This window comes from Algoriphagus sp. (genome assembly GCF_046296635.1).
Classification (GTDB): Bacteria; Bacteroidota; Bacteroidia; order Cytophagales; family Cyclobacteriaceae; genus Algoriphagus.
In genome coordinates this window covers 143,443-156,473 of sequence record NZ_JBKBKZ010000010.1, presented here as the reverse complement: position 1 = coordinate 156,473, position 13,031 = coordinate 143,443, and the positions used below count along the sequence as shown (strand labels likewise).

Annotated in this window: 10 protein-coding genes; 3 read left to right on the top strand and 7 right to left on the bottom strand. The window is 43.3% G+C overall.

All coding sequences use genetic code 11. The features are described from left to right. Nucleotides 1–285 precede the first annotated feature (285 nt). Together ACK4HU_RS09830 and ACK4HU_RS09825 are read right to left on the bottom strand one after the other, a co-directional pair. A complete protein-coding gene (locus tag ACK4HU_RS09830; RefSeq protein WP_409806197.1) occupies nucleotides 286–465 on the bottom strand; it encodes a hypothetical protein in 180 nt (59 codons plus the stop codon). A gap of 10 nt (nucleotides 466–475) precedes the next feature. Beyond that, nucleotides 476–1,174: an SDR family oxidoreductase gene (locus ACK4HU_RS09825; protein ID WP_409806194.1), complete on the bottom strand. Its 699-nt coding sequence runs from the start codon at nucleotides 1,172–1,174 to the stop codon at nucleotides 476–478. Between the two features lie 149 nt (nucleotides 1,175–1,323). Between ACK4HU_RS09825 and ACK4HU_RS09820 the strand changes: the two genes are divergently transcribed. Both ACK4HU_RS09820 and ACK4HU_RS09815 read left to right on the top strand, forming a co-directional pair. Further along, nucleotides 1,324–2,616 carry an amidohydrolase gene (locus ACK4HU_RS09820; protein WP_409806191.1) on the top strand — a complete coding sequence of 431 codons (1,293 nt, stop codon included), beginning with the start codon at nucleotides 1,324–1,326 and terminating at the stop codon, nucleotides 2,614–2,616. Nucleotides 2,617–2,736: 120 nt separating this feature from the next. Then, nucleotides 2,737–4,029 (top strand): amidohydrolase, encoded by a 1,293-nt coding sequence (locus ACK4HU_RS09815; protein WP_409806189.1) that lies wholly within the window; start codon nucleotides 2,737–2,739, stop codon nucleotides 4,027–4,029. 75 nt (nucleotides 4,030–4,104) lie between these two features. Here the strand turns inward: ACK4HU_RS09815 and ACK4HU_RS09810 are convergent, their stop codons facing one another. The 3 genes from ACK4HU_RS09810 to ACK4HU_RS09800 all read right to left on the bottom strand — a co-directional run bounded on the left by ACK4HU_RS09810 (nucleotide 4,105) and on the right by ACK4HU_RS09800 (nucleotide 9,348). Next, nucleotides 4,105–5,208 (bottom strand): DUF4249 domain-containing protein, encoded by a 1,104-nt coding sequence (locus ACK4HU_RS09810; protein ID WP_409806186.1) that lies wholly within the window; start codon nucleotides 5,206–5,208, stop codon nucleotides 4,105–4,107. Then, entirely contained in the window at nucleotides 5,205–7,613 is a 2,409-nt protein-coding gene (locus tag ACK4HU_RS09805; RefSeq protein WP_409806184.1) for a carboxypeptidase-like regulatory domain-containing protein, read from the bottom strand. Before ACK4HU_RS09805 ends, ACK4HU_RS09810 begins: the two co-directional genes overlap by 4 nt. A gap of 916 nt (nucleotides 7,614–8,529) precedes the next feature. Continuing rightward, nucleotides 8,530–9,348, bottom strand: a complete 819-nt coding sequence (locus tag ACK4HU_RS09800; protein WP_409806181.1) for a purine-nucleoside phosphorylase — start codon at nucleotides 9,346–9,348, stop codon at nucleotides 8,530–8,532. A gap of 94 nt (nucleotides 9,349–9,442) precedes the next feature. Between ACK4HU_RS09800 and ACK4HU_RS09795 the strand changes: the two genes are divergently transcribed. Further along, nucleotides 9,443–9,967, top strand: a complete 525-nt coding sequence (locus ACK4HU_RS09795; RefSeq protein WP_409806178.1) for an NADPH-dependent FMN reductase — start codon at nucleotides 9,443–9,445, stop codon at nucleotides 9,965–9,967. 3 nt (nucleotides 9,968–9,970) lie between these two features. Here ACK4HU_RS09795 and ftsZ read toward each other — a convergent pair whose 3' ends face one another. Beyond that, a complete protein-coding gene (gene ftsZ / locus ACK4HU_RS09790; protein WP_409806208.1) occupies nucleotides 9,971–11,593 on the bottom strand; it encodes a cell division protein FtsZ in 1,623 nt (540 codons plus the stop codon). Nucleotides 11,594–11,716: 123 nt separating this feature from the next. Then, a complete protein-coding gene (ftsA, locus tag ACK4HU_RS09785) occupies nucleotides 11,717–13,024 on the bottom strand; it encodes a cell division protein FtsA (protein ID WP_409806175.1) in 1,308 nt (435 codons plus the stop codon). Between the last annotated feature and the right edge of the window lie 7 nt (nucleotides 13,025–13,031).

Here is a 13,031-nt window from a genome sequence, read left to right as displayed (position 1 = left end):
AACTAACGGACACCGAGCGAAGTCGAGGTGAAACTAAATAGAATTTGGCTACTGGCAGAATTGCGTATATCCATATTGAATTAACCCGAGTTTACCGAGTAGCTTAAAAAAGCTTTAGCTTTTTTACTTTGTGCCCTTGAAAGGGATTGATTCGGCCAAGGCCGCTGAAGTTCGGATAAACATTGTTACTGCCTTTTCACTCTTTCTTTGCGCAGCCTTTGCGGTTAAACCCGAAAAATGCATTAGCAATTCTATTGCGGCCCGTAATTGCTTCAAAATCAGTTATTACATTGCTGTTTTCGACTTCACCATCCCGTACGTACGGGATGACTCAGTCTCCAAACAGCCTGATTTTATTGCAATTACAAGCCTCATAACGAAACCTAATGCATAATCCGGGTTAAAAAAAGTCCCAAAAAGTGGGGTGTTATTGGTAGTCAAAGTTCCCAATAACACCTCCTTCATGAATTTGACTTCACTTTTTCCCCTTCGGCCTTAGCGGTCTACATTCCACATCCGCCACAAAATAATTGGGATGCGTCTCCAAGGTCTGCACGATCGTTTGAGCTACATCTTCAGGGCGCATCATATTTTCGTTTGTAGTAGTGCCTTCAATTTTATCGAAAAAGTTGGTTTGGATCGAACCGGGAAAAATGGAGGAAACCTTAATTCCAAAATCCCGCAATTCCATGTACATCGAGTGAGAAATTCCTCTTACCGCATGTTTGGTGCCCACATATCCTGCAAAATTGGCCACTCCATTAAGTCCCGCAATAGAGGAAACATTGATTATATGACCTTCATCGGCGGTTTTCATGGCAGGAACCAATCTCTTACTCACGTAAAAAATCCCATGGACATTGGTGTCAAACATGGATTTCCAGTCTTCTGTGGACATTTCTTCAAACTTACCAGCCACACCAAAACCTGCATTGTTGATCAAAATTCGAATATCGGTTCCCAGCTTTTTCACGGTCGAGGTGTAAGCTTTTTCTACCTCATCCTCCACAGAAACATCACAGGCGAAAAAATGGAAATTGTCATGCTTTAGATCGGGTGCTGTTCTTCCCCAACCTGCCACGACTGTTCCTTTTTCCAATAATTGCTTGACGACTTCAAGTCCAACACCCTTACTCACTCCAGTAACGACAGCGATTTTATTTTTCAGTTCCATAGCTAGTTCTTTGTTAGAATAAAGGATTAATTGAATTAAAAGTTCTCCATCTTATGATTTAATCACGGGTGATAAAGAATTGTAAAACTACTATCCTTATTTTCACTCAGGCAAATCACTGCGAGCTTAACAATCAACCTTATTTTCTTATGCGAAAATTAATTTTACCTCTACTTCTAATCAGCGGAACAGCATTTGGCCAAACCAAACTGCGTCCTGAAATAGATAAAAAAGCGGCTGCCATCGAAACCAAAGTAATCGAGTGGAGGCGCGACATTCACAAAAATCCTGAACTTGGAAATAATGAAGTCCGAACTGCCAAAATGGTGGCGGATCACCTTCGCACTTTGGGTATTGAAGTGCAGGAAGGGGTTGCCGTGACTGGAGTTGTTGGGATTCTAAAAGGCGGTAAACCGGGACCCACTGTTGCCCTCCGTGCTGATATGGATGCTCTTCCTGTGACGGAGCGAGTGGATTTACCTTTCAAATCCACCGTCAAAGCCACTTACAACGGTCAGGAAACCGGCGTGATGCATGCTTGCGGACATGATACACACGTGGCTATTTTGATGGGTGCAGCTGAAGTCTTGGCAGGGATGAAAAACGAACTTCAAGGCACGGTCAAATTCCTCTTCCAACCCGCAGAAGAAGGAATTTATCAGGAAGGCGTGACATCTTGGGGAGCCAAGCAGATGGTGGAAGAAGGGGTGATGAAAGACGTGGATGCGGTTTTTGGGCTACATATCGGTTCCCAGATGGAGGTGGGAAAAGTCGGCTATCGATCGGGTCCAGCCTTAGCGGGAGTAGATAATCTTGAAATCATTGTTCATGGCACTCAGGCCCATGGTGCTTCCCCATGGTCGGGCGTAGATCCTATCGTTACCTCAGCCCAGATCATTAATGGCCTTCAAACCATTATTTCCAGAAATGTAAACATTACCACTGCTCCTGCTATTGTCACTATTGGTGCAATTCATGGTGGGATTCGTCATAATATTATTCCTGAAAAAGTCGAAATGATTGGAACGATTCGGACTTTTGGGGATGAGCAGCAAAATCTAGTACATAAAAGAATTACCGAAATCGCCACCAAAATTGCTGAAAGTGCGGGAGCAAAAGCAGATGTAAACATTACTAAACTTTATCCTTCCACGGTCAATGACCCTGCCCTCACTGCACAAATGGAGTCTACGATTTTAGCAGCAGCAGGAGAAGGTAACGTACTCACCAACCCATTAATCACCGGCGCGGAAGATTTCAGCTTTTTCCAACGTGAGAAGCCGGGATTGTTTATTTCCCTTGGAGGAATGAAAAAAGGCGGTGACCCCACAAAAACTCCCTCTCACCATACTCCTGATTTCTACATCGACGAAGGTGGATTCGTCCTTGGCATGCGTGTCATGAGCTATTTTGTTGTGGATTTTTTGGGGGCAAAAAAGTAAATTGGCACCATCATATATTCCACAAGCACTTCCTTGCTTCCATGTTCTGTCAGAAAGGATTTTAAAGCTTTGCAGAACGAATTTCTAAAAACCATTCAAATCCTTGTTTTCTTTTCTGAAATGAAAAAAATACTCCTTCTCCTGATTTTTCTTCCATTGATATCATTTGGCCAAACCAAATTGCATAGTCAAATTGATCAAAATGCTTCTGCTCTAGAACCTAAAGTAATCGAATGGAGACGGGACTTTCATCAGCATCCTGAATTAGGCAACAAGGAATTCAGGACTGCCAAAATTGTAGCCGATCACCTGCGCTCCTTGGGCATGGAGGTGACTGAAAATGTTGCTGTCACCGGAGTGGTAGGAGTTCTCCGAGGCGGGAAACCTGGTCCGATGGTCGCATTACGTGCGGATATGGATGCCCTTCCTGTGGCCGAGCGGAATGATCTCCCCTTCCGATCCGTCAATACCGGAACGTATAATGGGCAGGAAACGGGGATAATGCATGCTTGTGGGCACGATTCTCACGTGGCCATTTTAATGGGTGTGGCCGAGGTTTTGGCCAGGATGAAAAATCAATTGGAAGGCTCGGTCAAGTTTATCTTCCAGCCTGCTGAAGAAGGCATCTATGAACCGGGGGTGACTACATTCGGTGCAAAGCAAATGGTGGAAGAAGGAGTGATGACCGATGTGGATGCCATCTTTGGATTACACATATGGGCATCTATAGAGGCTGGTAAAATCGGTTATCGCTCCGGGCCTTTCTTGGCGGCAGTGGATAACCTCGAAGTATCCATTACAGGAACTCAGGCTCACGGAGCTTCTCCATGGTCCGGCATCGACCCTATTGTAACCTCCGCTCAAGCTATTCTTGGCCTGCAAACGATTCTCTCAAGGAATGTAAACATTGCTGAAAATCCTGCTGTGGTGACAATTGGAGCAATTCATGGAGGAATCAGACATAACATTATTCCTGAAAAAGTAGAAATGATTGGGACAATTCGAACCTTCGGAGATGAGCAACAAGCACTTGTACACCGTAGGATAAATGAAATCATTACGAACATCGCAGAAAGCGCAGGTGCAAAGGCTGATGTTAAAATCGGTAAGCTTTATCCCTCCACTATAAATCCCCCAGAATTAACAACCAAAATGACTCCCTCCATGGCTGCTGCTGCTGGAGCAAGTAATGTCATTGCGATGGATCCAGTAACTGGAGCAGAAGATTTTAGCTTCTTTCAGAGAGAAAAACCAGGATTCTTTATATTCCTGGGTGGTATGAAAAAGGGTGGCGATCCGCTGACGACACCATCACACCATACTCCGGACTTTGTTATTGATGAAAGTGGCTTCGTCTTGGGCGTTCGGGTGATGAGCTACTTTGTAGTGGATTATATGGGTGAAAAGAAATAGGCATCCTCTTCAATTTAAAAGCTCCCGATTTCTTCTTAAGTCGGGAGCTTTTACTTTTTGCCTTTACTCGTTTTGTTATTCGTCAAACCACCACTCTGGGTATTCCTGCTGACTGTTTGGAAACAAATTACAGCTAAGACAAGTCGGTGGATACTGGTCTCTCCTCCGATTGGGATCATATTCACAGGTCTTTTCCACAAAAAATGGGACATCTGCAAAAGTAGTGTAAATCCGGGAAACTCTAGCTTTGGCTACTTCAAAATACCCCAGCACCACTTCCTCAGAATCATCTACATTGAAAATATTACCGCGAATCTGTGCAGGTGGGGAATCAAACACAGACCCGGTATTATTCACCAATTCTCGTACCCTTCTCCAATATTCAAAGGCATCTTTCGAAATGCTCAATTGCCTGACATTAAAATAATGTCGACTTAAAAAGGATTGATCAACCAATCGCTTTGTTACGATTTGTGTACTTTTTCCACCAGGCCTATTTAAAAGATCTCCATTGATTAAAGGGATTCGCTCAGGATCCGGAAAATCAAATACAATGCAAGGGGGAGGGGGCATGTTAAATGCATTTGGGAAAAAAGTCAGATCCCAGAAATAGGCTTCATCCACAGTCCATCTCAGGTAATAATCACCAATTTGCTCCGGCAAAGTCACTTCTGTTTTGATAATGACCTGTGCAGCATCAGGATTATCTTTCAACCTTGTCCGCTCAAAGGAAAAACTCAGATCATCTGACCCTATTGCTTCTGGAATCCGCTGTGCCTTTGATCGATATACTCTATTTCCCGCAGATATCTGAAGATAAAGATCAGAATTCACTACTCTTCCGTTGAAACCATTCAATTCATACCGCCCCGGTTTTGTTTCTCGATAGAACCAAATCCCGCCTCCCACAGCGACAAGTGTTACCTGAGCACCTGCTAATGGCCTGGGCAAATCATTCAAAGTAAAGATGCGCCTCTCTTCATCAGCAAGCAGCGGCTGTCTAGCTTTTGAGGTTGTTTCTGAGAGAAAAACGACTTGGGTTTCATTCAGATCGGTCAAAGTGCCAGACACGATCAATCGCTCTCTTTCAGCCTTTTCCAACTCAAATTCAATCTGCTCCACACAGGAGTTGAATCCGAAAAAAACAATTAATAAACTAAATACGCTTAACTTTCTCATTGCCCACCCCATTTGATGCTGTACGTAATTGAAGGAAAAATTGAGCCCAAAATCGACAATTGATACGGTCTCAATTGCTGTGAATCCCCATCTTTTTGCCAGAATACCGAATACGCATTCCTTCTTCCAAAAAGATTGTAAATACTAAAATTCAGACTGTCTCCTTTTTTGATAAACACTTTTTCTACCGTGTATGATACATCTACCCTGAAATAATCAGGAATTCGATATTGATTTCTACCCGAATAATCCGGCACCAATAATCCACCATTTAAAATATAAGAGGCACTGACTGCGCTGACTGGTCTACCTGTAGCATAATTTACCGAGAAATTGAAGAGTCCTCTCGGATACATCTTTCTGCTAAGAATAAAATTCACCTCATGTGGTTTATCGTAGTTTGAAGGAAATCGCTTGTTTTGATTGATTTGCTCTTCACTAAATATGCTCTGAGAAGTGAAAAATGACCTTGAATAGGTGTATGCTAGCCAACCCGTCACTACTCCTATATTTTTCTTGATCAAAAATTCAGCACCATAGGCTTCACCTCTTCCGAAAACCAATTCTGTTTCCATGTGAGGATTTAAGAAAATCTGTGCAAAATCACGGTACTCGACCTGATTTACACTAGTTCGGTAAAAGGCATCAATGGAATATTCCCAGCTGTTGTCTTTTTTATTTTTGAAGACGCCAAGCGAGAAATTATCTGATCGCTGAGGGGGAATATAGGTTGTACTTAGCTGCCAAAGATCAATAGGAGTCGGCCCAAATGTATTGGAAACGGACTGGATGTATTGGAAAAGCCTAGCATAACTCAGTTTGATCGAAAGCGTTGGATTAAGATTTTGTCGGAGGGAAAATCTAGGCTCAAATCCAGAATACGATTTGATTTTCCCGGATACTGGATTTTCGCCGATAATTTCACTTCCAGTGATTGGTGAATTAGGATTGTATTGATAGACCGTATCAGGACCAAGCTGAGTGTACCCGGAATATCGTACCCCTCCGACAAATCCTATACTTTCTCCTAACTCATATTCTAGCGAAAGAAATCCCGAGTACTCCAATCCTCGCTCCTTCCCGACTTGCTCCCTTTGAATTGCCGATTCTTCATTGTAAGGTGAGATTCTTTCAGGTTTTCCTTTGTAGTAAATGCCCTCGAAACCACCCGTGAGAGCCAGTTTATCATTTGCCCAAGTCGCCGAGACTTTGCCCTGCTGATAGCGCATCCCATTTTCTACCTTGGCTGCATCGACTCCCTCGGGGTCAAAGAATGCATTATCAAAATTACCGTCAGCGAGTAAACCTGAGATAGATATATTTTCACCCAAAATTCCTTTGTATTTCACCGAACTGATTCGATTGGCCCACTCGTATCCAAACTGATCCGAAAACTGAAAATCATCTCCCGTTACTAAGGTGTTAGCTTCCAGCTGATGCCCCTTGCCAAGATCCCAATTCAAACCTAGGTAGCCGTCATAGAAATTCAATCGACTAGCTTTAATATCCAAATCACGAGCTTGACCGAGTAGCCAATTAACGTTCGAGATTCGACCACCAAAAATCACCGAGACTTTATCTTTCAAGACTGGGCCTTCCAACAGGATTTTACCATTGGATGTCCCAACTCCCAGTGAGCCTTGCCAACTCTCCTTACTTCCGGGCCTCATAAGAATATTCAGTGCAGAACCTGCTCTACCTCCAAAGTTGGCCGGTAAATTTCCTTTATATAATGTGAAATTCTCCGTCACATCGGTATTGAATCCTGACAGAAAGCCCAAGGCGTGGTTGGAACTCAAGACCAAAACTTCATTCATCATCAGGAGATTTTGATCGGCTTTTGCTCCACGTACATTGATCCCTGAGGTCCCTTCCCCTACCGAACTGACGCCTGGCAATAATTGAAGTCCCTTGAAAATATCTGCTTCGCCGAGAAATGCGGGAATAGCTCTTAGTTCAGTAGCGGTCAATTTGGTGACTCCTGTGATTGGATTTCTGACATTTCGATCAGGTTCATCAGAGAGCACTACCACACCTTCAAGTTCAAAATTTTTCTCTACCATTTGAACGCTTACCACTGCGTTTTCATAGAGGGATATGTTGGTGAATATCGGGATATTGGAGATATGTCGAAAGACAACCCTGTGAAATCCTGGAGCTATTGTAAGATAATAAGTACCGAATCGATCAGTGCTTACTCCTGTGAATAAACCGTCTACGTGCACTCCCACTCCTTCGATTGGCTTGCCGCTGTCTTTTGATGTAATTTTTCCTGTTAAAATGTATGGTTTGGGATGTTCACCTCCACTTTTCCCAAAAGAAAAAGTCAAGGAATCAGTTTGCCCGAAAGAAGGAAAGCAGAAAAACAAAAATATCAAAAGTGAACCAACTGCAATTTTCATCATGACTCTATTAAAATCCTTAAATCTAACTCAAAATATAGGGAATTTTGTTTGAAAATGGTCAGAAAAACGAAGTTCTGGCAGATCCAATCCACTTATGGCAGAAAAAGGCAGTCTCATAAATACCAATTCTCACATTGAGTCTTAAATATTTTCCAAAACATACAAAAAGGAAATGATAGGGTTTTGAAATTCAGAAGACGATATAATGCGAATGGAGGTTTGATTTTATTAGGGTAGACAAAGCATTACTCGGAAGGGCGCGGTGGGAGGATTTGCCAGCGAGCCAGCGTTCGGCCTCGTGCGCCTGCCTGCCGGCAGGCAGGGTGGGAGCTTTGGCAAATCTTGACCTTTTGCCTCCCCTACACCTGGCTACTAGCTAAAACAGTCCACTGGACTGTTTTTTTACGCTAGTCCCTAAGTCAAGCCAAAAGAACGAAGAAAAAGAATAGCCTAACTAAATTCAGAACCATAAATAAATGATTAATATGGATATACGCAATTCTGCCAGTAGCCAAATTCTATTTAGTTTCACCTCGACTTCGCTCGGTGTCCGGTAGTTTTTTTTAAAGGGAGGGAAGGAATATGCGGCTGCGCCGCATATTCCTTCCCTCCCCTTAACAACCAGAATCCGGAGGCCGTGCAGCTTGCCCGCCGTGGTGGGAAGTCGAGGCCATTTTGATTTACTGGCAAAGAAGCGGATATACAGAATGATTTATGATTTGAAATCAGAATAAAATTCTATCATTTTATTTTTTTTTGAATTAAAAACAAGCTGCCATTGGTAGCGTAGTAGAAATGTTTCTTTTTTACAAGAAATGGCCTTTGTACTGCCCAACTCTCGTTGGTCAGGTGCTCAGGCTGACACCAATAGGCCTTTTGAGACAACCTCTTCGATTTAAGCTGAAAATCAAATCTCTCAAATCTGAGCCACCAACTCCCGCATGATTAAGCTCATGACCGGTTCAGCTTTTGCCGCTGCTGCAAGAACGTAAGCAATGTCGACTTTGTGAATACGACCTTCCACACCCAAGTCTGTGATGGCAGAGATTCCGAATACTTGCATTCCTGAATGCCGGGCAACCAACACTTCCGGAACCGTACTCATTCCCACCGCATCGCCTCCTATGATCCGGAGATACTTGTATTCAGCGGGGGTTTCAAGATTTGGTCCTTCTACACCTACATACACCCCTTGGTGGAGTTTGATTCCATGCTTGGCACCGATATTCATCGCTTTTTCAATTAAGTCATGAGAATAAGCGTCACTCATATCCGGGAATCTCGGGCCGAGTTCATCGTAATTTTTTCCGCGAAGCGGGTTCTCAGTGAAGAGATTAATATGATCCGTAATGATCATGACATCTCCCACTTCCTGCTCGGGATTAAGACCTCCACAGGCATTGGAAACCAATAATGTGTTGACACCAAGTTTTTTCATTACCCGTACCGGTAAAGTCACTTCTTTCATCGAATACCCTTCGTAGTAGTGAAATCGCCCTTTCATCGCCACGACTTTTTTCCCTGAAAGGGTTCCAAAAATCAATTTTCCAGAATGACTCTCCACTGTGGAAATAGGGAAATGGGGAATGTCTTTGTAATCAATTTCCAGTTCGACTTCAATCTGATTGCCTAAATTCCCCAAGCCTGTACCCAAAATAATTCCGATAGGAACATCTGCAGGATGTAGTTTTTGAATGAATGATACAGCGTCTTGAATTTGATCGAGGTAGTCCATGTATTTGTGAGATTTATGCGCAAATATAGGTTTTTGGTTGAGGCTTAGAACTTTTCACCCTACTTGCTTGTATAGAAAACAGAAAAACACCCTTATGGTTAAAATCATCGTCGGTACCAACCGCAAAAATTCTGTTTCGAAAGTTATCGCGCAGCTATATCAAGCTATCCTAACAGAAAAAGGTACAGATTCAGAAATTTTGGAATTGGAGCATTTGCCTGCGGACTTTATTGCCACAGCGCTTTATGAAAATAATGGTAGAAATGCTGGATACAATGCCTTCCATGACAGGGTAAGGGCAGGGACAAAATTTGTATTTATCGTACCGGAGTATAATGGATCTTTCCCTGGAATACTAAAATCATTCATCGACGGGATGACCTATCCGAATACCTTCCGGAATAAAAAATGTGCTTTGGTGGGAATATCATCAGGAATAGGCGGGGGTGGCATCGCTTTGAGCCACCTCACCGACATCTTCCATTATCTGGGTATGCATGTTCTTGCTCTCAAGCCGAAGCTTGCTAAAATCGAGCAAAATATGTCAGATAACCTGCTCACCAACAGGCTGTATGTAGAACTGCTACAGACCCAGGCAGACATGCTGCTTGAATTTTAGGACTTAGTCCACATTATCATGCAAGAATCTGTTGTTGCCGAGGATTTCATTCTCGTCACTTAGATTGTACTTGCTTGTCTCAGATTCTGAACTGTGCTGCGGTTCATTTAAGACTACATTCTTTCGCTGATAGGCGGGGACATTCATTTTCTCCTTCAATTCCTCAGGACTTGGGTTGAAGGCTCTGTTTCCTTTCAGTTTTTCGAAACGCTCGTGTGCTCTCTGAATTGCTTTTTGCTTCATTTGCTCATAGTAATCATTTGCAAAAAGCTGAGGTACCGGAGCAGATTCCTGAGGCATTACTTCAGATTTCTTCTCAGACTCATCTTCAAGTTTAAATACGATTTTCTCGACTTTTTCAGTTTCCTGAATAGTTTCTGCAACCTCTTCCTGAATGGGATTCACCCTGAAAACAAACTCTTCATGGTCATCTTCTATCGGCTTCATCGGCGCAGCAGCTGGAGCTTTTGGAAGGTTGAATGTAAAAGTAGAACCACCTGAAATCGGCTCCTCTTTCACTTTTTGGCTTTTGCCAGAATCAAGATTGATTACAGTCTTCAGTACCTCTGGATTTGCGACTGGAGTGTTGGCAATTGGATTTGCAAATGCTGAAACAGGAGTGGAAAGTTCTCTATTTCTTGGTTTGTCAGAAAGCTTATCCATTTCAAAACCAGTGGCAATAACTGTCACGCGGATTGCTTTGCCAAGTTCCGGATCGATACCCTGACCAAAAATAACTTCGGCATTATCTCCGGCTTTCTCCTGAATGTATTCCGTGATTTCGCTGAGTTCGTCCATAGATAGCTCTTCGTCTTCTCCAGACATAATGGAAAGGAGAATTTTCTGAGCGCCTTTGATGTCCACATTGTTGAGCAATGGAGAAGAAATCGCAGCACCAGCAGCACGGATAGCACGTCCTTCACCTTCTTCAGTAGAAGATCCCATTACCGCAGCCCCAGCCTCTTTCATTACTGTCTTCACATCTTCAAAATCGACGTTCACATCCTGATGGATAGTGATAATTTCGGCGATAGATTTCGCAGCTGTTGTAAGGATATCATCCGCTTTGCTGAAAGCAGTACGAATCGCAAGATTGCCATAGATCTCTCTTAATTTGTCATTGAGAATGACAAGAACTGTATCACAGTTTTCTCTCAAGGATTCAATCCCGGCTTGTGCTACAGCCATTTTCTTTTTTCCCTCAAACATGAACGGAGCAGTCACTATACCCACAGTCAGGATATTGAGTTCTTTTGCGATTTTAGCTACCACCGGCGCGGCACCTGTACCAGTACCTCCACCCATTCCAGCTGTAATAAATACCATCTTGGTATTATCGGCCAAAAGCTCACGAATTTCCTCCTGAGACTCAAGGGCCGCATTTCTTCCTTGTTCAGGATTAGCGCCGGCACCTAGACCTTCGGTTAGGTTTGCTCCAAGCTGAAGTCTCAGTGGAACTGGAGATGATTTTAAAGCTTGCGCGTCGGTATTGACCACGACAAACTCCACGTCCTTGATCCCTTGGGCGTACATGTGGTTTACGGCGTTGCTACCGCCACCTCCTACACCAATGACCTTGATGATCGATTTTTGGTTTCTTGGGAGGTCAAATCTGTAATCTTTCATGTTATCTGACATATTTAATTATTTGGTGAATAGTTTCGGATGTTGTGATTTTTCATTTCAAAAAGGGATAAAGAAGGAAGCAATCTGCAAGGCGGATTACCTCCCCAATCATAAGCCCTAGTTTTAATATTCTTCTCCGATATCATCGGAGATTAAAGTTTTTAAGCGATCTGTTATTCCTTTGAAGAAATTGTTGGCAATGGCTTCTCTTTTCACAGCTAGAATTGGCTTCACACCTGTATTAGCTTTTCTTTTCAAATAGCCCTCTTCACGATTATCAAGTGCTTTGAATCCTGCCAAAACCAATCCTACGGAAGTGGCATACATCGGACTTTTCACCTCTTCGATCACTGACTTTCCCAGGTGTTCATTAGGGAAACCAATTCTGGAATCCAGTCCTGTCATGTATTCGAAAAGCTGTGAAATGCACTGCAACTGAGAGCCGCCTCCTGTGATGACGATCCCGCCGGCCAACTTTTTGTAGTAGCCACTTTGCATGATTTCATTCTGAACGATTTCGATGATTTCTTCCATCCTTGCCTGAATAATCGAAGCCAGATTTCGGATGGAAATTTCTTTCGGAGGCCTATTTCTCAAGCCCGGAATCGACACGATTTCATTGGGATTCGCTTCCTCGGCAATAGCCTTTCCAAATCGGGTTTTTAACAATTCTGCCTGATTCTGCATCAGCATGCATCCCTCTTTGATATCCGAGGTAATGATATTCCCTCCAAGGGGGATTACAGCAGTATGTCGAATTATATTTTCGTAGAAAATTGCAATATCTGTAGTTCCACCTCCGATATCCACCAAGCAAACGCCGGCTTCTTTTTCATCGTCACTCAGGACCGAAAGTGAACTTGCCAAAGGCTCCAAGATCAACTGCTTGGATTCAAGAGAAGCCTTCTTCACGCATTTGTTGATGTTGTGAATAGCTGTAGTCTGAGCAGTGATGATATGGAAATCTGCCTCCAAACGTGTACCTGCCATTCCCACAGGATCTTTGATTCCACCTTCGTAATCGACGGTGTAGTCCTGAGGCATGACGTGAATGATACTGTTACCAGGAGGCACAACGATGTTGTGCATATCTGCTGAAAGGCGCTGCACATCCTCCACCGTGATCTCATCCTCAGTAGGCTGTCGCATGATGCTGCCATGCATGATTTTGCTTTGGATATGTTGTCCGGCGATCCCAACGATGACCTCAGCGATATTCACATCAGCCATATTGGAGCAATCCTCCACAGCTTTCTGAATAGCGTGGACAGTCTTCTCGATGTTGGTCACGATACCGCGATCCACACCGTCAGACACTGCCTTCCCCATGCCGAGAACCTCGAGTTTTCCAAACTCATTTTTGCGTCCGATGATCGCACAGATTTTGGTTGTCCCAATATCCAGACCTACGATTAATTTGTCGTTTTCCATATCCAAG